The organism is Mucilaginibacter myungsuensis (assembly GCF_015222005.1).
Classification (GTDB): domain Bacteria; phylum Bacteroidota; class Bacteroidia; order Sphingobacteriales; family Sphingobacteriaceae; genus Mucilaginibacter; species Mucilaginibacter myungsuensis.
Genome location: NZ_JADFFL010000004.1, coordinates 437,482 through 459,835, shown reverse-complemented (window position 1 = coordinate 459,835; position 22,354 = coordinate 437,482). Strand labels below are relative to the sequence as shown.

22 protein-coding genes are annotated in these 22,354 nt (G+C 47.6%); 20 read left to right on the top strand and 2 right to left on the bottom strand.

The annotated features are described in order from the left end of the window. Positions 1-10: 10 nt before the first annotated feature. A complete protein-coding gene (locus IRJ16_RS13335) occupies positions 11-757 on the bottom strand; it encodes a TrmH family RNA methyltransferase (protein ID WP_194112092.1) in 747 nt (248 codons plus the stop codon). On the opposite strand from IRJ16_RS13335, the gene tamL reads away from it, so the two are divergent. The 3 genes from tamL (at position 748) to IRJ16_RS13320 (ending at position 5,234) form a co-directional block, all read left to right on the top strand. Next, positions 748-3,087, top strand: coding sequence for a translocation and assembly module lipoprotein TamL (gene tamL / locus IRJ16_RS13330; protein WP_194112091.1), 2,340 nt, complete (start codon positions 748-750; stop codon positions 3,085-3,087). The two genes, IRJ16_RS13335 and tamL, sit on opposite strands and share 10 nt — an antisense overlap. Positions 3,088-3,158: 71 nt before the next feature. After that, on the top strand, positions 3,159-4,130 hold the full coding sequence (locus tag IRJ16_RS13325; RefSeq protein WP_194112090.1) for a peptidoglycan DD-metalloendopeptidase family protein: 972 nt from the start codon (positions 3,159-3,161) through the stop codon (positions 4,128-4,130). Between the two features lie 132 nt (positions 4,131-4,262). After that, complete coding sequence (locus IRJ16_RS13320; protein ID WP_194112089.1) at positions 4,263-5,234, top strand: peptidoglycan DD-metalloendopeptidase family protein; 972 nt, start codon at positions 4,263-4,265, stop codon at positions 5,232-5,234. 116 nt (positions 5,235-5,350) lie between these two features. On the opposite strand, the gene IRJ16_RS13315 is transcribed toward IRJ16_RS13320, so the two are convergent. After that, the gene (locus IRJ16_RS13315) at positions 5,351-5,767 is read right to left on the bottom strand and encodes a response regulator (protein ID WP_194112088.1); all 417 of its coding nucleotides are present in this window, start codon (positions 5,765-5,767) and stop codon (positions 5,351-5,353) included. Between the two features lie 369 nt (positions 5,768-6,136). Between IRJ16_RS13315 and IRJ16_RS13310 the strand changes: the two genes are divergently transcribed. From IRJ16_RS13310 to IRJ16_RS13230, 17 genes are all read left to right on the top strand, one after another. After that, positions 6,137-7,171 carry an AAA family ATPase gene (locus IRJ16_RS13310; RefSeq protein WP_194112087.1) on the top strand — a complete coding sequence of 345 codons (1,035 nt, stop codon included), beginning with the start codon at positions 6,137-6,139 and terminating at the stop codon, positions 7,169-7,171. A 150-nt stretch (positions 7,172-7,321) separates the two neighbouring features. Beyond that, on the top strand, positions 7,322-8,203 hold the full coding sequence (locus tag IRJ16_RS13305) for a DUF58 domain-containing protein (protein ID WP_194112086.1): 882 nt from the start codon (positions 7,322-7,324) through the stop codon (positions 8,201-8,203). Next, positions 8,203-9,183, top strand: a complete 981-nt coding sequence (locus tag IRJ16_RS13300; protein ID WP_194112085.1) for a BatD family protein — start codon at positions 8,203-8,205, stop codon at positions 9,181-9,183. The genes IRJ16_RS13305 and IRJ16_RS13300 overlap by 1 nt, the downstream gene beginning before the upstream one ends. Further along, positions 9,176-10,174 carry a vWA domain-containing protein gene (locus IRJ16_RS13295; protein ID WP_228080106.1) on the top strand — a complete coding sequence of 333 codons (999 nt, stop codon included), beginning with the start codon at positions 9,176-9,178 and terminating at the stop codon, positions 10,172-10,174. The genes IRJ16_RS13300 and IRJ16_RS13295 overlap by 8 nt, the downstream gene beginning before the upstream one ends. 9 nt (positions 10,175-10,183) lie before the next feature. Further along, entirely contained in the window at positions 10,184-11,221 is a 1,038-nt protein-coding gene (locus IRJ16_RS13290) for a VWA domain-containing protein (protein ID WP_194112084.1), read from the top strand. Then, a complete protein-coding gene (locus IRJ16_RS13285; RefSeq protein WP_194112083.1) occupies positions 11,218-11,988 on the top strand; it encodes a tetratricopeptide repeat protein in 771 nt (256 codons plus the stop codon). Before IRJ16_RS13290 ends, IRJ16_RS13285 begins: the two co-directional genes overlap by 4 nt. A gap of 71 nt (positions 11,989-12,059) precedes the next feature. Further along, positions 12,060-13,871: a BatD family protein gene (locus IRJ16_RS13280; RefSeq protein ID WP_194112082.1), complete on the top strand. Its 1,812-nt coding sequence runs from the start codon at positions 12,060-12,062 to the stop codon at positions 13,869-13,871. Beyond that, positions 13,861-14,610 carry a tetratricopeptide repeat protein gene (locus tag IRJ16_RS13275; RefSeq protein ID WP_194112081.1) on the top strand — a complete coding sequence of 250 codons (750 nt, stop codon included), beginning with the start codon at positions 13,861-13,863 and terminating at the stop codon, positions 14,608-14,610. The genes IRJ16_RS13280 and IRJ16_RS13275 overlap by 11 nt, the downstream gene beginning before the upstream one ends. 170 nt (positions 14,611-14,780) lie before the next feature. After that, a complete protein-coding gene (locus tag IRJ16_RS13270; protein WP_194112080.1) occupies positions 14,781-14,942 on the top strand; it encodes a hypothetical protein in 162 nt (53 codons plus the stop codon). Between the two features lie 163 nt (positions 14,943-15,105). Further along, positions 15,106-15,759 carry a DNA alkylation repair protein gene (locus IRJ16_RS13265; protein ID WP_194112079.1) on the top strand — a complete coding sequence of 218 codons (654 nt, stop codon included), beginning with the start codon at positions 15,106-15,108 and terminating at the stop codon, positions 15,757-15,759. A 232-nt stretch (positions 15,760-15,991) separates the two neighbouring features. Beyond that, a complete protein-coding gene (locus IRJ16_RS13260; RefSeq protein WP_194112078.1) occupies positions 15,992-16,465 on the top strand; it encodes a YciI family protein in 474 nt (157 codons plus the stop codon). Positions 16,466-16,476: 11 nt separating this feature from the next. Then, positions 16,477-17,088 carry a YdeI/OmpD-associated family protein gene (locus IRJ16_RS13255; protein WP_228080104.1) on the top strand — a complete coding sequence of 204 codons (612 nt, stop codon included), beginning with the start codon at positions 16,477-16,479 and terminating at the stop codon, positions 17,086-17,088. Between the two features lie 254 nt (positions 17,089-17,342). Continuing rightward, positions 17,343-18,233, top strand: coding sequence for a hydroxypyruvate isomerase family protein (locus tag IRJ16_RS13250; protein ID WP_194112077.1), 891 nt, complete (start codon positions 17,343-17,345; stop codon positions 18,231-18,233). Between the two features lie 26 nt (positions 18,234-18,259). Further along, a complete protein-coding gene (locus tag IRJ16_RS13245; RefSeq protein WP_194112076.1) occupies positions 18,260-19,141 on the top strand; it encodes a sugar phosphate isomerase/epimerase family protein in 882 nt (293 codons plus the stop codon). Positions 19,142-19,158: 17 nt separating this feature from the next. Continuing rightward, positions 19,159-19,956: a 3-keto-disaccharide hydrolase gene (locus tag IRJ16_RS13240; protein WP_194112075.1), complete on the top strand. Its 798-nt coding sequence runs from the start codon at positions 19,159-19,161 to the stop codon at positions 19,954-19,956. A 150-nt stretch (positions 19,957-20,106) separates the two neighbouring features. Beyond that, a complete protein-coding gene (locus IRJ16_RS13235) occupies positions 20,107-21,264 on the top strand; it encodes a Gfo/Idh/MocA family protein (RefSeq protein ID WP_228080102.1) in 1,158 nt (385 codons plus the stop codon). Positions 21,265-21,277: 13 nt separating this feature from the next. Further along, the gene (locus IRJ16_RS13230; RefSeq protein ID WP_194112074.1) at positions 21,278-22,330 is read left to right on the top strand and encodes a sugar phosphate isomerase/epimerase family protein; all 1,053 of its coding nucleotides are present in this window, start codon (positions 21,278-21,280) and stop codon (positions 22,328-22,330) included. Positions 22,331-22,354 lie beyond the last annotated feature (24 nt).

The following is a 22,354-nucleotide window of genomic DNA, read 5'->3' as shown; positions in this document are numbered from 1 at the left end:
CAATCTTTATTTAAGATCTGTCCCTAAATATTTCTGAGCAGAAGATCGCCGTAGCTATTGCCACGTTCAAAGATTCGGTGTTACCCGCCCCGGGGATGGTTACCGGTGTTTTGATAAGCCGCTCGATATTAGGGCGTATGCCATTTCCCTCGTTGCCCATCACCACCAGTCCTTCGGTCTTGAAAGGTGTCTGATAAATATCTTGTCCGTTAAATAAAGCGCCGTAAACAGGGACACTCAATTGCGGGATAATGGCTTCCAGATCAGTATAGTACACATTCATCCGCGCCAGCGAACCCATGGTGGCCTGCACCACCTTGGGGTTATACACGTCGACAGAATCTTCTGAACAGATGATATGTTTGATACCGAACCAATCTGCCGTACGGATGATCGTACCCATATTGCCGGGGTCCTGTATGCCATCAAGCGCCAAGGCGAATTTATTTTTAAGCAGCCCGGCATTCAGCGTAGGCCATTGCGGCGTTTTTATCAGCGCGATAACCTCTTGCGGAGTAGTTAAATTGCTTATCTTGGCAATGTCGTCCAAAGAAACTTCCTGAAAATTTATTTTTGCGGATAATTTCAGCAATTTTGGGGCGACATTGGCCGTATGATAGATGGTTTGGACGGTGTATCCCGAAGTGATAAATTCGGCTACCGATTTTAGTCCCTCGGCAATGAACAGGCCATGAACATTGCGAAACTTTTTATGTTGTAAGGATTTAATTAAACTGATCTGAGACTTTGAAGGCATATACCGATCTAAAACATAAAAGCTTTACAATATTAACTATTCTGCTGGTCTTCCTAATCGCAGGCTGCAGCGTTACCCGCCGCCTGAAACCTAACGAAGCCATTGTGCGCAAAGTTACTATAAATGGCGTAGATAAAGAGTTTGCCGACGCCGTCCCCGCTTATGTTGATAAACAACAGCAGCCCAACAACTGGCTTAACCTGCAATTGTACTACACTTTTAGCAAGAACGGTAAGAACGACGTGGGCGAACCACCTGCCATACTGGATAGCTCGCTGGTAGAATATTCGCGCCTGCAGATAGAGAAGTTTTTAAAGAACAAGGGGTATCTTAAAGCCAAGGTGACCGATTCCATCAGCGTTAAGAATAAAAAAGCCCACCTTACATTTACCGCTACCGAGGGGCCGATGTTCCGCATACGTAAGTTTCAGGATAGCATCGTGAGCAATAACATGCGCAATATCTACCGCGACAGGCGCAAGGAGTTCTCGCACATCCAGCCCGGCGCCCGTTTCGATTCGGATAGTTTGACCTATGATCGTGATGTGATCTACATGCTGATGAAAGAGCACGGTTATTATGATTTTTACCGCCAGTACATCAATTATAATGTGGATACTACTTTCAGTAATTCGGTGGTAGATATTAAGATGATCATTGGTGCACCGTCAAACGGTAAGCACAACCTGTACCGCATCAATAACACGCTGATCACAATTGCCAATAGCAACCCGCGCGATACCATCAAGGCCGATACCTTGCAGGTAGACTCGCAGTTCCGTTTTGTGGATCACTCGCGCAAATTCGACCCAAGAGCGGTAACGAACTATATCTTTCAAAAGAAGGGCGATATATACGATATTAAACAACAGTCGCTTACTACTACGCGCCTGTCCGAGTTGAACGTGTTCCGTAACGTGCCTAACCCCGTTTACGAGAAACTGGCTGACAGTAGCTTACGGTTGAATACCCGCATCGATATTGTCCCGCTAAAGAAAATGAGCGACCGTGTTGAGGGCGAGTTCATTTTTGCGGGTGGCAAGTACGGCTATAACCTGGGTAACACCTTTACAGATCGTAACCTTTTCCGCCGGGCCGAGATCTTGCAGATCAAGTTTAACTGGAGCGTGTTATTTGATAACGGGGGGCAGGGTAAGGCCATCCTTAACCAGGATTTTAAGATCGGTGTCAACCTGGCCATTCCGAGGCTGGTGGTGCCATTTAAGATCCCTGTTTTGGGCAAGTACGGGGTACCTCATACCATATTCTCTACCAACTATTCGCACTTCTATCAAAAAGACCTGGTCACCCGGCAAAGTTTTGTCAACTCGTTAAGTTACCAGTTCTTCGAGACATCGCATAAGGTACACACGGTAACGCCGATCAATGTTGAGTTTTCGTCCGGCTCTATCGACCCTACGGCAAGAGAGGCTTTGTTATCGCGCAACCTGTACTCGTACGTGTACCTTATCGGGCGTACCATATTTACCACGGGTAGCCAATACACTTATCAGGTAAATGCCGATATCCTTAACTCGGTGGGCAGTTTCCATTACTTTAGAGGGGCTGTGGATGTAGGCGGTAACAGCATGAGCCTGGCTACCAAAGTATTAAACACCCAGCGTGATACTTTGGGGCAGCGTAAGGCATTCGGCCATACCTTTGCCCAGTACACCAAAGCCGAGGTTGACTATCGCCTGTACCGTAATGTGGGTGGCGAGCGCCAGTTTGTGTTCCGTGCTAACGTGGGGATGGGTGTGCCTTACGGCAACAGCGATCTGCTTATCTTCGAGAAGAACTTTTATGCTGGCGGCGCTAACGACATCCGCGGATGGTTGCCGCGTACGCTTGGTCCGGGTAATTTTAACCGTGCCTACTATGCCGATACCAATACCCGTGCCCGTTTAAAATATCTGGACCAATTTGGCGAGGTGAAATTTACAGGCAACGTGGAGTACCGATCTAAACTGGCCGACAACTTTTTTGGCACCAAACTAAAAGGCGCGCTCTTTGCCGACTTTGGTAACGTATGGCGCTTAAAGGATCAGGTCGAAAGTCCGGGTGGCACATTCAGTTTTGCTAACTTCTTTAACTCTACCGCGTTAAGCGCCGGTGCGGGTCTGCGTTTCGACCTGACCTTCTTCGTGTTCCGTTTGGATGCGGCCTTTAAGGTGAAAGATCCGCAGTTCAGCGGATCCGAGCAGTGGGTACTATTCCGCCACGGTAACGAGTTGTTCAGGAACGGTGATTTTAAAAAGCGCTACCAAGTTACCAACGGAGACTCGTACAACTTTATGCAGTTGAACTTCGGTATCGGCCTGCCGTTCTAAGCAGATGGTCTTCTATTCCTTTTGGTTGTGATGCGCTAAATGCTTTACTTAGCGCAAATATCCAAACGCTTATGAAAAACATCCTGTGTCTCGTTCTGTTCCTGACCGGTTTTACTACCGCCTACGCGCAGACCGAAAAGCCCGCTAACAAGACGGTCGGCGATAACTTTGAGAAATTTTTTAATGCCGACGATGTGCAGGGCATCTTTGATATGTATTCGCCGGCCACGGCTGTAGCCTTACCCCTGCCAAAAACTACCGAATTTATAAAAGGGTTACGCGCCCAGATGGGTAAGATCAGCAAGCGCGAATTTGTGGGATATACCAATAGCTACGCTACGTACAAAACCACGTTCGAGAAAGGCATACTGGCCTTGCGCCTTTCTGTGGATAACGAGGGCAAAGTGAACGGTATGTTCGCCGGGCCGTATGTAGATAACTCCGGCCCTAAACTGGAGCGCAACACTACCAAGCTGAGCCTGCCCTTTAAAGGCGAATGGTTCGTGGTGTGGGGTGGCGACACCAAAGAGCAGAACTACCACGTAGAAAGCCGCGCCCAAAAGAACGCCTTCGACCTGCTGATCAAAGGGCAAACAGGCAAGTCATTTAAAACCGATGGTAAAACTAACGAGGATTTTTACGCTTTCGGTCAGCCAATATTGGCGCCATCCGCCGGAGAAGTTGTTTTGGTTGTTGACGGCGTGAAGGATAACAAGCCCGGCAAAATGAACCCGATCTATGTTCCTGGTAACACCGTGGTCATCAAGACCGCCGCTAACGAGTACCTGTTCTTTGCTCACTTTAAACAGAACACCATCAAGGTAAAACAAGGCGACGTGGTAAAGACAGGCACCACCCTTGGCCTGTGTGGTAACAGCGGTAACTCATCCGAACCGCACCTGCATTTCCACATCCAGAATTTGGAGGATATGACCGAGGCCACGGGCGTGAAAAGCTATTTCGACAACATCGTAGTGAGCGGGCAGCCTAAAACCGACTACTCGCCGGTGCAGAATGAGTTGATCAGGAATAAGGAAAAGTAAAACTAAATTTGTTAGTAAGGTTTTTATTTTGTATATTTGATATCATCAGCGACCGCTGAAACAAACCGATCTCAAAAACACAATTCATCGATACTGCTTGCTTTCTGCGTCAGGCCGTCGATACCTTATCCAATGAAAAAACTGATCATCCTGATAGCTTTTGCCGGCATCGCCTTCAGTGCGCGGGCGCAATATTATGAGACCTCGGCTTTGAAAAAGGTGACCGAAGCTTTTACCAACTACTACAACGGCGGGGCTTATCGGGCGGTCTACAACCTTTTTACCCCGGCCATGAAAGATGGTTTCCCGTTCGATAAGGCTACCGATTACTTTACCGACTTTAACAAACGGGCGGGTAAGATCAACTCGCGCGAGTTCGTCCGTTTAGAAGGGTTGTATGCCATTTACAAAGCCCAATGCGAGCGCGGTACCTGGACCATCAGGCTGGCGGTGGATGAAGAGCGCGAGCAGATATTTGGGCTATATGTTTTCCCGTATAAGGATAGTGATCTGCCCGTCATCAAACGCAACGCCACCAAACTGATGCTCCCTTTTAAAGGCGAATGGGATGTGTTTTGGGGCGGCGATACCAAAGAGCAGAACTACCACATCATCTATCCTGATCTAAAGAACGCCTTCGATGTGTTCATTAAAGGCTCATCCGGCAAAACCTTCAAAAATGGCGGCCGGACCAATCCCGACTATTATGCCTTCGGCAAAGAACTGTTAGCGCCCTGCGATGGCGAAATAGTGTTAGCTGTAGACGGCATTAAAGACAATAAACCCGGTATGTTGAACCTGGCTTACGGTCCGGGTAATTCGGTAGTGATCAGAACCGTGAATAACGAGTATCTGGTGCTGATGCATTTTAAGCAGTTCAGTATAGCGGTGAAACAAGGGCAGCAAGTAAAGCAAGGCGACCTGCTGGGCCTCTGCGGCAACAGCGGCAACTCATCCGAACCGCACCTGCATTTCCACATACAGAATGTAGAGGAGCAGACCATCGCCACGGGCGTTAAATGTTATTTCGACGGGATCTACGTGGATGGTGCTTTGAAGAAAGATCATTCGATATTGAAAGGAGAGAAGGTGAGGAACAAATAAGGGTAAAAAAAACTCCACCGATCCCAGCAGGATTACGTGTTAATAGCTCCGCTGCCATAAAACACAAAAGGCTCCATCGGAGCCACGTAGATCGTAAAACTATATCAGGACAAATATCAGCTCGCGATCTTTCCACCCGAGCACTCATACAATTGATGCAAAGCTAATAAAGCATGGCGGCTTACCGGTTTTAAGAACTGATCTTTGATAAAAGCCATTTTGCTAATGCGTAGCTGGTCGGCACCGCTGATGGAAGATGATACGATGTAAACGTCGACCTTTTTGTGGATGGTAGCCATCAAGCGCTCGAACTCATCCAAAAAATTCCATCCGCACGATTCGGTCATGTCCAGGTCCAGCAGCATTACGTCGGGCCAGCTCACTGGGTTTTGTTGGCATTGTTTCAAAAAATTCAGGCTGTCGCAACTGCCAAGGCTTTGATGGTTGCCGGTAAACAGCTGATAACAGTCGATCACGTGTTGATACATCAAACGTTCTTTAGGGCTGTCTTCAACTATCAGGAGTTTATGCATGGGGTTATATGGTTATCTGATCATACTTAGTCAAACTTGGTACCAACTTGCCTAAAACGCAATTACAACGCTTGGTTGTGGGCTGTTTTGAATTATTAGGAAAATTTGCGGGGATGCAATTCCTCAACCTGTGGTTGTAAGACTGGTGTATTTGCAACACTTTTCCCCGTTTTGTATACACAAGACGCAGCCCGGCGACCGAAGGTTGCTTAACGGCGGTAGCGTTGCGCTATTGCTTTGTAACAGGATATTTATTTACCAAAAACACCTTAAGTTTTAACAATTTTTAACATTTTAGCGGGGCAATTGAATTGGCAGATGACCACCCTGTGTTTACTTTTGCCTAACCTTAAAAATTAAGTTTATTTAATGGAAGAGTCAGTTAACAAAGCCGAGACCGGCAGTACCTCATATTCTACAGACATCAGGGCGCTTAACGAGCGTATTGAGAAAGAAAGCGCATTTATAGACCTGCTCCGTATGGAGATGGATAAGGTGATCGTTGGCCAAAAATACATGGTCGATCGATTGCTTATTGGTTTACTGGCCGACGGGCACATCCTGTTAGAAGGTGTTCCGGGTCTGGCCAAGACCTTGGCGATCAACACCCTGTCAAAATGTGTTCAGGCCGATTTTAGCCGTATCCAGTTCACGCCCGATCTGTTACCTGCCGACTTGTTAGGTACCATGATCTACAACCAGCAAAAAGCTGAGTTTGTAGTGCGTAAAGGTCCCTTATTCAGCAACTTTATCCTTGCGGATGAGATCAACCGTGCACCTGCCAAGGTGCAGAGCGCGCTGTTAGAGGCCATGCAGGAGAAACAGGTGACCATTGGCGATACCACGTACCCGTTGCCGACCCCATTCCTGGTATTAGCTACCCAAAACCCGCTGGAGCAGGAAGGTACTTATCCATTACCAGAAGCACAGCTTGACCGCTTTATGCTGAAGGTAGTTATTGGTTACCCGAACAAAGAGGATGAGAAACGCATCGTTCGTTCTAACATATCGCCGAGCGGTATGCTAAAACCAAGCCCTATCATTAAGCCCGAAGATATCCTGAAAGCACGCAAAGTAGTGCGCGAGGTGTACATGGACGAGAAGATAGAGCAATACATCATCGATATCGTATTCGCTACCCGTTACCCTGATCAATACAAACTGGCCGAGTATAAGCACCTGATCACTTACGGTGGTTCGCCGCGTGCAAGTATCAACCTGGCGCTGGCCGCTAAAGCTTACGCGTTCATCAAACGCCGCGGCTATGTGATCCCTGAGGATGTTCGCGCTGTAGCACATGATGTAATGCGTCACCGTATCGGCATCAGCTACGAAGCCGAAGCCGAGAACATGACCACCGAAGAGATCATTACAGGGATTTTGAACGTGGTTGAGGTACCGTAGGGAGAGAATCAAGAGTAAAGAATCAAGAACCAAGATTTAGGATTATAGAGTAGAATCAAGAATAAAGAATCAAGAACCAAGATAGAAAGAGTGGGAGCGTAATAGTTCCTGTCTTGCATCTTGACTCTTGATTCTTGAATCTAATTCCCCATGGCGCGAGATACCAAAGACCTGCTAAAAAAAGTACGGAAGATAGAGATAAAGACCCGCGGGTTGAGCAACCACTTGTTCAGCGGCGAGTACCACTCTGCCTTTAAGGGTAGGGGTATGGCCTTTAACGAGGTGCGCGAATACCAGTTGGGCGACGAGATACGCACCATTGACTGGAACGTGACCGCCCGTTTTGATCACCCTTACGTAAAGGTGTTTGACGAGGAGCGCGAGCTGACCGTGATGATCTTGATGGATGTGAGCGGATCTAAGAACTTTGGTACGCTGGGCCAGCAAAAGCAAGAGCAGGCTACCGAGATCTGCGCAGTACTGGCATTTTCGGCCATACAAAATAACGATAAGGTAGGCGTGATCTTTTTTAGCGATAAGATAGAGAAATTCATCCCGCCTAAAAAAGGCCGCAGCCATATCCTGATGATCATTCGCGAACTGATCGATTTTACGCCCGAGAGTAAAGGCACTAACGTAGGCGCGGCTTTAAAATATTTTACCAGCGTGATCAAAAAAAGGTGTACAGCCTTCCTGATATCGGATTTTATCACCCCGGCTTTTGAGCACGAACTGAAGATCGCCAATAAGAAGCACGACATCATTGCGTTAAGATTATTTGATAAGCACGATGAGGAATTCCCCGATCTGGGCCTGATCCCGATCAAGGACGAAGAGACCGGTCAGATCGCATGGGTAAACACGGGCGACAAACAAGTGCGTGCATCATACAAAGCCGAGGCTTTGAAACGTAACGCGCAAACGCTGGACACCTTTAAACGTTCGGGCGTGGAGTCGACGGCCATCGGTACGCACGAATCGTACGTGAAACCATTAATGACCTTATTTAAAAAACGGGAAAGCCGCAAGTGATGAAGAGACCGTATTATTTCCTTGTTTTATTATTGATACTGGCGGGCTTTACCCGCACGGCCAGCGCGCAGGTGCAGGCCACGGCTAAGCTGGATTCTACCGTGATCAGGATCGGCTCGCAAACGCAGCTGCATTTGATGGTGCGCCAGCCAAAAGATCAAAAAGTGAATTTCCCGCAACTGGCCGATACCATCAGCTCAAAAATACTGATCGTTAACGCCGGCAAGCTGGATACTGCTGCCGATAGCAAAGATCCCGGTAATATCACCGTTCACCGTGCTTACACGATTACCGCTTTTGATGAAGGTAAGTATGAGATACCTGCTTACGAATTTGGCGCGGCAAGTGGTAAGGTGGCTACATCGCCATTATCGTTAGATGTGCGCACAATTAAGGTAGATACCACCAAAGCTATTTTCGACATTAAACAACCCATGGCGGTCGATTACAGCCTTTGGGATTGGATCCGCGATAATTTGCTATTGGTGTGCAGCATCCTTACCGCGTTGATCATCATTGGTGGTGTGATCTGGTATCTGAGAACCCGTCCGAAGAAAGAAGTTGTAGTGGTAGAACCGCCAAAACCGATCATTCCGTTACATGTGACCATTCTTGGTCAGTTAGCGGAATTGCGTGAGAAGAAACTATGGCAGCAAGGTAACGAGAAGTTGTACCATGTAGAATTAAGTAACATCGTCCGCGATTACCTGGAAAGGCGCTACGTGATCAAGACACATGAAAAGACCACAGCCGAGATCTTTGCCAGTTTAAAATATCTGGATATTGAGGATGCCGACCGTAATATGCTGCGCCTGATCTTATTACTGGCCGATATGGTAAAATTCGCGAAAGAAAAACCATTGCCTGCCGAAAATGAGCAAAGCATGGATAACGCCATAGCTTTTGTGAACAATACCAAGCAAGAGGCCGCGCCTGCTGCCCCAAGCCAACCTGCAGAAGGAGGAGCAACTGATGTTTAAGGGAATGCAATTTGCCCAACCGGGTTTCTTTTGGCTTTTTCTGCTCATCCCGGTAATGGTGGCCTGGTACATTTGGCGCCAACGCCGTTTGTATGGCGATATGGGCGTATCTACCGTAAAAGGCTTCGCGCTGCCGGCAAAAACTTTCCTGCCAATGTTCCGCCATACGGATATCGTGTTGCGCTCGTTAGGTCTGGCCGCACTGATCGTGGCTATGGCCCGTCCGCAATCGTCGATGAGCTGGCAGAACAGCACTACTGAGGGTATCGATATTATCATCGCCTCGGATATATCGGGCAGTATGCTGGCCGAAGATTTTAAACCTAACCGTTTAGAGGCCGGTAAAGCGATCGCTATAGATTTTATTAAAAACCGCCCCGATGACCGCATCGGTCTGGTGATCTTTAGCGGCGAGAGCTTTACACAATGTCCGCTCACGATAGATCATGATGTATTGATCAACCTTTATAGCGACATTAAGAACGGTATGATCGATGATGGTACTGCCATTGGTATGGGTCTGGCTACCGCAGTTAATCGCCTAAAAGAAAGTACATCAAAAAGTAAGGTGGTGATCTTGCTGACCGACGGATCAAACAACATGGGATCCATCCCGCCGTTGACAGCTGCCGAAATAGCCAAGCAATTTGGTGTGCGGGTGTACACCGTAGGTATCGGTACTAAGGGCATGGCCCCTTATCCGTTCACTACGCCAAATGGTATCGTTTATCAGAACGTGCCGGTAGATATTGACGAGGGCACGCTGACCAAAATAGCCGAGACCACGGGCGGTAAATACTTCCGTGCTACCAATAACGCGGCGCTGAAGAACATCTACGATAAGATAGATAAACTGGAAAAGGCCAAAATAGACGTGACCGAATACCGCAAAAAGAACGAGCTGTTCTTGCCATTCGCGTTGATCGCTTTGGCATTGCTGGCGCTCGAATTTGTTTTACGAAACACCCTGTTTAAAGGGGCCACTACATAACAGAAATTAATGCTTCGATTTGCACATATCAATTTTTTGTGGGGACTACTGGCCATCCCGGTGTTCGTGCTGTTCTTTATGCAGGTAAGCATCTGGAAAAAGAAAGCCATCAAACGCCTGGGCGATAGGGCAGTGGTACTGCGCATGATGCCCGACGTATCATTCTCGCGCCCATGGTTAAAATTTATCTTGTTCGCCGTGGCCTATGCTATGGTGATCATCGGTGCGGCCGACCCACAGTTAGGTTCTAAAATAGAAGAAGTGAAACGCAAAGGCGCGGATCTGATGATCCTGTTAGATGTTTCTAACTCGATGCTGGCGCAAGATCTGGCCCCTAACCGTTTGGATAACGCCAAACGTGCCATATCGCAACTGATAGATAATTTAGAGGGCGACCGCATCGGACTGATCGTATTTGCGGGGCAGGCTTATGTGCAGTTGCCGATCACTACCGATTATTCGGCTGCCAAATTGTTCCTGAATACAGTGAACACCAACATGGTGCCTACGCAAGGTACGGCCATTGGTGCTGCTATAGAGATGGGTATGAAATCGTTCGACTTTAAGAACGGAACGGGTAAAGCCATGATCGTGATCACCGATGGCGAAAACCACGAGGACGATGCCGTAGCAGCCGCCAAAAGCGCTGCCGGGCAGGATGTATCTATACATGTGATCGGTGTAGGTTCGGTTGACGGCGCGCCGATCCCGCAATATCAGGATGGCAAACAGGTGGGCTTTATAATGGACGAAAGCAACAAGCAAGTACTCACCAAACTGAACGAGGAAATGTGTAAGGAGATAGCCGCCGCAGGCGAGGGCTCATACGTGCGGGCTACCAATGCCAACAGTGGGATGAATATTGTGATGGATCAGATAGGCAAGATCCAGCGCAAAGAGGTTGACAGCAAAAGCTTTAGAGATTACGAGGATAGATTCCAGATTTTCATCGGCATTGCCTTGGTGTTGTTGCTGGTAGAGTTCTTTATATCCAACCGTAAAAGTCAGCGTTTAAGTAATTTGAAATTATTTGAGGTAAAGAAATGAGGCAGGCAGCAATAATTTTCATCTTATTTTTAATGACCGGCATGGGCGCATACGCCCAGCAGGAGAAAAGCCTGATCCATAAAGGTAATAAGCTTTATCAGGAGAAAAAGTATAAAGAGGCCGAGGCTTTGTATAAGCAGTCGCTTGATAAAAAAGCGCAGAACCTGGAGGGCAGCTTCAACATGAGCGATGCCATGTTCCGCCAAAAGAAGTTTGCCGAGGCCGGCGAGCAATTCGGCAAAATAGCTGAGGGGACTACTAATAAAGTTGCTGCCGCTGCCGCTTACCACAACATGGGTAACTCGTTAATGGAGACCAAGAAATTAGAGGAAGCGGTAGAGGCTTACAAAAAGTCGTTGATCCAAAACCCGAAGGACGAGCAGACCCGCTACAACCTGGCTTACGCGCAAGAAAAACTGAAGCAACAACAGCAGCAGGATAAAAAGGATAAGAATAAGGACAAAAACAAGGATAAGAACAAAGACAAGGACAAGAAGGATCAGGATAAAGATAAGAAGGACGACAAGGGAGATAAGGATAAGGACAAAAAAGATCAGGATAAGAAAGATCAGGACAACCAGGATAAAAAGGACCAGGACAAGAAAGATCAGGATAAAAAAGATCAGCAAGGGCAAAAACCCCAGGTATCCAAAGAGGATGCTCAGCGTATGCTGGACGCCCTGAATAATAACGAGAAACAAACTCAGGATAAACTGAAGAACAAGAAACTGAAAGGCGCGAGGGTGCCGATCAGTAAGAATTGGTAGGTCGGTGAACAGTGATCGTTCGATCAGTGTTCAGTATCCTGTTTTAAGATGATCGCCCCAAGAATTTAAACGTGACAAAGAGATATTACATATTAACGATACTATTTACGCTGTGGACGGCGGCCCTGTTTGCACAGGGGACCACCTTTATGGCATCGGTAGATAAGAACCAGGTTGCCGTTGGCGAGCAGTTCGAGGTGGCTTTTACCTTGAACGGTAACGGCGACCGCTTTCAACCGCCTACACTTTCGGGTTTGCAGGTGCTGGCAGGGCCTAATGTGTCTACCAGTATGAGTTCTATTAATGGTGCTACTTCTATGAGCATCGGCTACAGCTATATTTTGGCCGCCACTAAAGAGGGAACAGCCACCATCGGTTCGGCCAGTATTGCCGTCAATGGAAAAGTGCTGAGCACTAAACCCATTAGGGTCACGGTGACCAAAGGTCAGTTGGGTAATAGCAACGCACGTCAACAGCAGCAGCAACAGCAAAATGTTATTGTCGACGATAACCGCCCGATGGGGGATGTATCCAAGTCGATATTTTTAAGGGCGGCGGTTGATAAGACCCGGGCTTATCCCGGCCAGCAATTGACCGTGAGCTACGAGCTTTATACCCGTGTAGGTATCTTGGAAAGTCAGCTGGATAAATTACCTGATCTGAACGGTTTTTGGAGCCAGGACATGAATGATCCCAAGCAACCACAGAATGTGGTTTGGCGTACCAAGATCGTTAATGGCTTAAAATATAACGTGGCCGACGTGAAGCAGACCATCCTGTTCCCGCAAAAGACAGGTAACCTGACGATAGATCCATTGGGGATGACCTTCATCATCCGCCAGCAAGCGCCGCCTCGCGATGCGATGGAACAGTTTTTTGGTGGGGCATTTAAGGATGTTAAGGTAAAGCTGAAAAGTCAGCCGGTTACCATCGCCGTTAAGCCTTTACCTGAAGCCGGTAAACCGATCGACTTTACGGGAGCAGTAGGCGTGTTTGATATGAAAGCGACCGTAGATCGCACCGCATTAAAGACCAGCGAACCGCTGAATTACAACGTCCGCATATCTGGCACGGGCAACATCATGCTGATCAATAATCTGGCGCCAAATTTCCCGTCGGATTTTGAAAAGTACGATCCCAAGACCACCGATACCATCAGCAAGGCAGGCGGCCGTATATCTGGCAGCCGTTTCTATAACTTTTTGCTGATCCCGCGTCATGAGGGGAAATACACCTTACAGCCATTAAAGTTCAGTTATTTTAACCCGGCTACCGAGAAATATGTAACCCTGACTTCAAAAGCATTCGACCTGGATATTGCCAAAGGCAAAGCTGAAAGTAATGTGAGTACACTGGCCTCATCGGACAGGGTGGTGGAGAAAGACATTCGCGGTATCAAGAAAACAGAGAGCGTTAGCAAAGACGAAGGGCAGTTCTTCGGCTCCACGGCTTATAACCTGTTGCTGTTATTAGGTCCGCTTGCATTTATCGGCGCGTTAGTTTTCCGCAAAGTAAATACTAAGCGTAACAGTGATGTGGTGAAAGTACGCAGCCGCAAGGCCAGTAAAATAGCAGCCAAGCATTTAAAAACAGCTAAAAAGGCACTGGCAGCAAAGGACTCTAAAGTGTTTTACGAGGCTGTGTTCAAAGGTATCTACGGTTATTTGGCCGATAAGTTAAATATCCCATACGCCAATTTGGACAAAGACGTGATATCCGAAGAGCTAAAAAAACGCTCTGTAAAAGTCGAAACGATAGCCTATTTAGAAGAGACCCTCGACCTGTGCGACATGGCCCGCTTTGCCCCGGTGACCGGCACAACAGAAGAAGACATGTTCGAGCGGGCAAAGAATATTATAGATGACATTGAAGATGAAGTTTAAGCGCATTTTATACTTGTTTTTATGCCTTGCCTTGCCATTGTTATCTTTTGGCAGCAGCACCGCTGATGGAGACGCTCTGTACGCTAAGGCAAAATATACCGAAGCTAAGACAGCCTATCAAAAGCTGATCAATGACGGATACGCATCCGCATCATTATATTACAATATGGGCAACGCCAGCTTTAAGACCGGCGATATCCCGACCGCTATCTGGTACTATGAGAAAGCCCATAAACTTTCCCCGGCCGATGAGGACATCGCATTCAACATCCGCTTTGCTAACCAGCGCACTGCCGATAGGATAGAGGCCCGACCGGAGTTATTCCTGTACCGTTGGTGGCGAGGGTTTGTCCTGTCGATATCTTTAAGTGCACTCTCGATACTGAGCGTAGCCAGCATTTTATTGGCCAGCGCATCATTGATATATTACCTGTTCACCAATTCGGTGACGTTAAAAAAAACCTCGTTTTACAGCGCTATCGGTCTGTTCGTTATTGGCTTGGTATTCATTTTTATGGGTAACCGCCAATCGGCTTATTTCGACGCGCACAAGCAAGCCATCATTTTCAGTGCGACCTCCACAGTAAAAAGTACACCGTCCGAGTTAAGCAAAACACTCTTCCTATTGCACGCCGGCACCAAAGTGAACCTGCTCGATGCAAAAGGCAAAAAGATCAAGGTGGGTTTGGCTAACGGTACTACCGGGTGGATAGCAGCGGGGGATGTGAAGGAGATATAGGAGAAAGGAATGCGAAAGGCGGAATGCCAAATGCGAAGTGACGCTCGATATTTTAAAGTTCGTATATTTACATTAACCAGAATGTATTTGTCATTAGGATCAGGGAAGACTTTCACCAGCTAATAGACAGTATCGAAGACGAGACAGTTTTAAAGCAATATTACGACCTTTTGCAGAATTTGAATGATGAGCAGAATGGTGAAGCATGGCATAAACTGACCGATGAGCAGAAACAAGATCTGATCATATCGTACGAAGAAAGTTTTGATCCGGCCAATATGGTCTCACATGCGCAAGTTAAAGCAAGCCACAAGGAATGGCTCGAGATGTAATTTGGAGCAAGCGAGCTGAGCATAAATAGTTTATCATATCATAGACCTTATAGAATTGAACCCCGATATCGGTAAACCGGCATTTCGCGGGCATAAGGTTCGATCATTTGTGATTTCTAAACATAATACCCTGTTCTACCGGTAGTAAGTTTTGATATAGCCCATGCCCACCTCCGAAGACATCATCGACACGCTAAAAGACCTCTCCTCCCTGCAGTACCTTGCCGGGATGGCCCGGTTTGGTATCGATAACACTAAAGCCCTTGGCGTAAAGATCCCCGAAGTGCGCAAGCTGGCCAAGATCATCAAGAAAGACCATCAACTGGCGCTGGAACTTTGGGATACCGATATCCATGAGGCCCGCATTTTGGCGACGCTGATCGCCGATCATGTTCAACTTACACCCACCCAAATGGATCATTGGACGCACCAGTTCGTATCGTGGGACGTTTGTGATCAGGCTTGTGGTAACTTGTTCTGGAAAACACCGTTCGCGATGGATAAGGTATTGGAGTACACCAAGTCCGAACATGAATTTGTTAAACGCGCCGGTTTTGTGCTGATGGCAGAGTTTGCCGTGCATCAAAAGAAAGCGGCTGATGAGACGTTCTATCCGTTCTTCCCCATCATCAAACGAGAAGCCTGGGATGGGCGCAACTTTGTGAAGAAGGCGGTCAACTGGGCGTTACGGCAGATCGGTAAGCGGAATGAGGTTTTGCGGGAAGCGGCTATCGAGTGTGCGGAGCGGGTGTTGAAGCAGGGGAGTAAGTCGGCTAAATGGATAGCGAAGGATGCGTTGAAAGAATTGAGCAGATAATTCATAAATAAGTTTTGTCATTGCGAGGAGCGAAGGGGAGGGAAGTGCGTTGGGGCGACGTGGCAGTCTCAGAGGACAAACAACGAGGACCTGCCTATGGGATTGCCGCGTCGCTCTCTATCCCTCTGCCCCACCTCTTCGCTCCTCGCAATGACAAATATTTAAAGCACCTGCACATTTGCATATCCCCACATCCACGCATTATATTTGACTCAAACCAATCTCCCCGATCATGAAAAAACTACTGACCCTTGCTTTGCTTGCCGTGGCTTTTAACAGCTACGCGCAAAAGACCGAACCAAAATCCAACCCGCAATACGATGCCGCCCTTGCCAAAAAATTAGGGGCCGACGAATATGGCATGCGCAAATATGTAATTGCTTTCCTGAAGACCGGTCCGACCAAGATCGATGATAAAGCCAAAATGGCCGAGATACAAAAAGCGCATTTAAAGAATATCACAAAACTGGCCGACGAAGGTAAACTGGTGGTCGCAGGTCCGTTCATGGATCCGGGCGAGGTGGAAGGTATCTTTATTTTCGATGTGCCGACCATTGCTGAAGCCAAGACGCTGACCGAGACCGACCCTGCCATTAAAGCCGGTGTGCTGATCATGGAGTTGCGCCCGTTCTATTGTTCAGCAGCTTTGATGGAGGTAGCCAAGACCCACAAAAAGTTGGAAAAAAAGAGCGTTGTAGATATGTAAGTTTGGTTGTGATGAGCATAGATAAATTTGAACCCCGTGTAGACGAATACATTGCCAAGTCGGCAGAGTTTGCGCAGCCTATTTTGGAGCATGTCCGCGAATTGATACATCAGGCCGACCCCGGCATTGTAGAAGTGATCAAATGGGGCTGCCCGCATTTTGATGCTTACGGTGGTCCGGTGGCGGGTATGGCTGCGTTCAAACAACACATCGGTCTTAACTTTTGGAAGACCAAACTAATGGACGACCCCAACGGGTTGTTTAGAGAAGAAGAAGGCTATGGTGGTTTGGGCAAGATCACCAGTTTGGAAGATCTACCTGCTGACGACATACTGATCAGGTATTTCCGCAATGCTATCGAACTGAATAAAGCAGGCAAAAGGGTATCGACCAAAAAGACTTGGCCCACTGAGGAACTTGCCGTTCCGGATGATCTGATCGAAGCTTTTAAGGATAATGTGGAGGCGATGCAGAACTTCCAAAAGTTCAGTCCGTCGGCCAAAAAAGATTACCTGGTATGGCTGGCCGAGGCCAAGACCGAGTCAACCCGTCTTAAGCGGTTAGAGACGATGCTGGAATGGGTATCCGAAGGGAAAAAACGCCACTGGAAGTACGAGAAATAGCCTTGTTAAGCCCTCAATAATTTTTTGTATCCATTTTGTTACCGAGCGCCCTCAACGGAAAAAAGCAATATATTTACAAACCCCAATTATATAAAGCCTGCTTGGTAAACCTTACAAAAGCGGGGCAGTCATAAGGTAAACAAGCGTAAACCGCATGGGTACTTAGTGATGGTCCGCCCAAGGTCGCGATAAGCGTTTGATGTACAGTAGGCAAGCTTATGTGCGCCGGTATAAAGGCAATATTTAATAACAATATGGAGCGTAAACAGAACCGCCGGTCGGCTATTAAGAACATCATTACAGGTACAGTCGCGGCCGGCGCGGCTGGTGCGTTGTCATCCTTCACAACGGCCGGTCAACCCTCACAATCATCTATGGCGCTTAAGGGCAACATCAATCACTCGGTAGCACGCTGGTGCTTTAACGACTTTACTTTAGACGAACTTTGCGGCGCTGCCAAAGATATGGGCATGACCGGTATCGACCTGATCGGCCCCGGCGAATGGCATATCCTGAAAAAGCACGGGCTGACATCGGCCATGTGTAATGGTGCCGAGATAAACCTGGACGACGGATTTGGCGAGAAGAAATTCCACGCCCAATTGCATAAGAACTATACTGAGATGATCCCTAAAGTGGCTGATGCAGGTTACAAGAACCTGATCTGCTTTAGCGGCCGCCGCCGTGGTATGGATAACGAGACCGTCTGGAGCAATTGCGTTGAAGGTCTGAAGCCGATGGTGGAGCTGGCTGCCAGGCACAACGTTACCCTGGTAATGGAGTTGCTGAACAGCAAGATAAACCATAAAGATTACTTTGCCGACCGTACCGCCAATGGTGTAGAGATCTGTAAACGTTTGGGATCCGAAAATTTTAAACTGCTGTATGACATTTACCACATGCAGGTAGATGAAGGTGATGTGATCCATAACATCCGCGAGAATCATCAGTACATTGCCCATTACCACACCGCCGGTGTGCCGGGCCGTAACGAGATAGATGATACTCAGGAATTGTACTACCCGGCTATTATGAAAGCTATTGTAGCCACCGGCTTTAAAGGGTTTGTGGCCCAGGAGTTTTTACCAAAACAAAAAGATAAACTGGCATCGCTAAAAAAATCGGTGCAGATATGTGATGTATAAATTTTGATCAACATAACATTTTTAATATGACCAACAGGAGAGACTTCCTTAAACAGACAGGCTTATTGTCTGCAGGCTTAATGACATTGTCGCCAAGCGCTTTATTCGCCGCCAAATCAAACCTGAAAGTAGGTTTGCAATTATACACCCTACGCGATTACATTGGTAAAGACGTGAAAGGCGTTATCGAAAAGATAGCCAAAGCGGGTTACACCGAGCTGGAGACCTACGGTTACGATTGGAGCAAGAAAACATATTTCGGCATGCCATCTAAAGATTTTGGCGCATTGCTGAAAGACAATGGTATCAAGTCGCCAAGCGGCCACTACGGTCAGGATCGTTTTATGTACGATGGTAAGGATGACGAATTGTCTTCTTGCATCGAGGCTGCTAACGCTTTAGGTCAGGATACTATCGTGATCCCGGCCACCGGCGATAAATTCCGCAAAAAACCAGAGGATTATAAATACCTGGCTGAGGCTTTGAACAAGACCGCTAAATTCACCAAACCATCCGGCGTGAAGATCGGTTACCACAACCACGATTTTGAATTTAAGCAGATCGATGGTTCGGCCGTTTACGATACCATGCTGAAAGAGACCGACCCTAAATTGGTGACCTTCGAGATGGATATCTACTGGGTAGTTCGTGCTGGCCGCGATCCTATCAAAATGATCGAGGAGAACCCGGGCCGTTTTAGCATGTGGCATGTAAAAGACATGGACAAAAACAAACGCGAGTTGAACACTGAGGTTGGTACCGGTAGCATCGACTTTAAAAAAATCTTCGAATTTCAAAAGAAATCGGGCGTTAAGCACATCTTTATGGAACAAGAGAACTTCTCTATGGACGGTTTCGAGAGCATCACTCAGAGCGCTAACTACATCAAAGACACTTTACTTAAATAATTACAGACCTAATTAAGATGAAGAAGCAATTATTATTAGCTGTAGCAGGTTCGCTTTGCGTATTGTCTGCTGTTGCACAGAACAGGCCGAAGCCTGCTGATACCGAGTTTTACACCCCTGTTCCTCCGGTTATTACGCCGGGCCCGGGTTTGGGCACAGCCCCTTCGGACGCTTTGGTTTTGTTCGATGGTAAGAACCTGGACGAGTGGGTAACTACAGATAATCATTCGCCTGTTACCTGGACTGTAGAGAACGGTACCATGAAGGTGAACAAAACAGGTGGTAACATCGAGACCAAAAAGTCTTTCGGTAACTATCAACTGCACTTGGAATTTAAGATCCCTGAAAGCATCACCGGCGAAGGCCAGGCACGTGGTAACAGTGGTCTGTTCCTGGCATCTATTGGTAAAGGCGATGCCGGTTACGAAGTGCAGATCATGGATGCTTACAACAACAAAACTTACACTAACGGTCAGGCTGGTGCGGTTTACAAACAATCGCCGCCAATGGTTAACCCTAACCGCAAACCGGGCGAGTGGCAAACTTATGATGTGATCTGGACAGCGCCTGTTTTTAACGCCGACGGTACCGTTAAAAGCCCTGCTTACGTGACCTTATTGTTCAATGGCGTATTGGTTCAGAACCATTTTGAACTGACCGGCCCAACGCAGTACATCGGTAAAGCTACTTACAACAAGCCACATGGCCCTGCACCTATCAAATTGCAAGCCCATGGCGATGCGAGCGAGCCGATCAGCTTCCGCAATATCTGGATCAGAGAGTACACTACTTTGGTGCAGCCGGCGGCTAAGTAAGTTTGAAGTCTTGAGTCGAAGGTCTTAAGTCAAAGATCAAAACTCAAAAAAGGGGTGTCACCCTGAGCCTGTCGAAGGGTGGAGCGCAGAAGCCCTGCCCGCCATGCTTCGACAAGCTCAGCATGACACCCTCTATAAATTATATCTACTATGAAACTACGATTAGGAATGATCGGCGGGGGCAGTGGCGCTTTTATTGGCGCGGTGCACCGCATTGCTGCCCGGATCGATGATAAATACGAACTGGTCTGCGGCGCTTTTAGCAGTAATGCCGAAAGGTCGAAAGCCAGCGGAGTATTATTGAACGTGGACGAAAGCCGTGCTTATGGTTCTTATCAGGAACTGATCGAGAAAGAATTACAACTACCCGAGGATGTGCGCGTGCAGGTGATCAGCATTGTAACGCCTAACCATGTACACTTTGCGCCGACGAAATTGGCCTTGGAGAGCGGCTTCCACGTGGTGTTGGATAAACCGATGACCTTCTCTTTAGCCGAGGCTTTGGATTTGGAAAAAGTAGTAGCATCAAGTGGAAAACTGTTTTGCCTGACGCATACTTATACCGGTTACCCGATGGTGAAGCAGGCTAAACAGTTCATCGCCGAAGGTAAATTAGGTAAGATCCGCAAGGCTTATGTGGAGTATCCGCAAGGCTGGTTGAGCGAGTTTAGCGAATCGACAGGAAATAAACAGGCGGCCTGGCGTACCGACCCAACGCAAAGCGGCATTGCCGGTGCTATGGGCGATATCGGCACACACGCTTTCAATTTGTTAGAGTATGTTACCGGCCAAAAAGTGACGAAATTATGCGCCGACATTAACGTGGTTATTGATGGTCGCTTATTGGACGACGACGGCGCGATACTCTTAAAATTAGAGAACGGCGCAAGCGGTACGCTGATGGCTACCCAAATAGCTGCCGGAGAAGAGAATAACCTTAGGATACGTATCTACGGCGAAGAAGGAGGCATGGAATGGCAGCAAGCCGATAACAACACCTTACAGATCAAATGGCTGCACCAGCCGACCGAGATCTATCGCACCGGTGCAGAGTACAACGGTACATTCGCGCAACACAATTTTCGTGTACCGCCAGGCCACCCTGAAGGGTATCTGGAGGCTTTTGCCAATCTATATCGCAACTTTGCGGAGTGCGTAGAAGCAAGTATCGAAGGTAAAGAAGCATCGGTTGAGTCGAAAGATTATCCGGGCATTGAAGAAGGTGTACGCGGTATGGCGTTTATTGAGACGGTGATCGCGTCGGGCAAGTCAGATCAAAAATGGATAGAACTTAAAACCACTGTATAAACCATCACCAATTATGACAACAGTAAAAGGACCTGCTATATTTTTAGCGCAATTTATTGGCGATACAGCGCCTTATAATAGTTTAGAAAGCATTTGCCAATGGGCCGCTGGCCTTGGCTTTAAAGGCGTACAGTTGCCTACCGGCGATCCTCGCTTTATCGATCTGCAAAAGGCTGCCGAAAGTAAGACCTATGCAGACGAGATCAAAGGCATCGTTAACGCTGCTGGTTTAGAGATTACCGAATTATCAACTCATTTGCAAGGTCAGCTGGTAGCGGTAAACCCGGTTTATGACGACCTGTTCGACGGTTTTGCACCTGAGCAGTTCCGCAAGAATCCAAAAGCTCGTCAGGAGTGGGCCGTTCAGCAATTGAAGTATGCTGCTAAGGCCTCGCAGAATTTAGGCCTGAACGCAAGCGTCACTTTTAGTGGCGCTTTACTTTGGCCAATGTTATACCCATGGCCGCAACGCCCTGCCGGTATCGTGGAGACCGCTTTTACCGAATTAGGCAAACGCTGGACCCCGATCCTGGATGTATACGAGGAGCATGGCATCGACCTTTGCTACGAGATACACGCCGGTGAGGACCTGCATGATGGTATCACCTTTGAGATGTTCCTTGATAAAGTTAACGGCCACAAACGTGCTAACCTGCTTTATGATCCATCGCACTTTGTATTGCAATGCCTGGATTATATCGAATATATCGACCTGTACCACGAGCGTATCAAGATGTTCCACGTTAAAGATGCTGAGTTTAACCCGACCGGTCGCCAGGGCGTGTATGGTGGTTACCAGAACTGGATAGACCGCGCCGGACGTTTCCGTTCTTTAGGTGACGGACAAGTGGATTTTAAAACTATCTTTAGCAAACTTGCACAGTATGACTTTAAAGGTTGGGCCGTGTTAGAATGGGAGTGCGCTTTGAAACACCCCGAGGACGGCGCAAGAGAAGGTGCACAATTTATCAAAGATCATATTATCCGTGTAACAGAGCGTGCATTTGACGATTTTGCTGCTTCGGGTGCTGACGATGTACTGAACAGGAAGACGTTGGGAATTTAATTGTGAGACGAAAAACCAAGTATA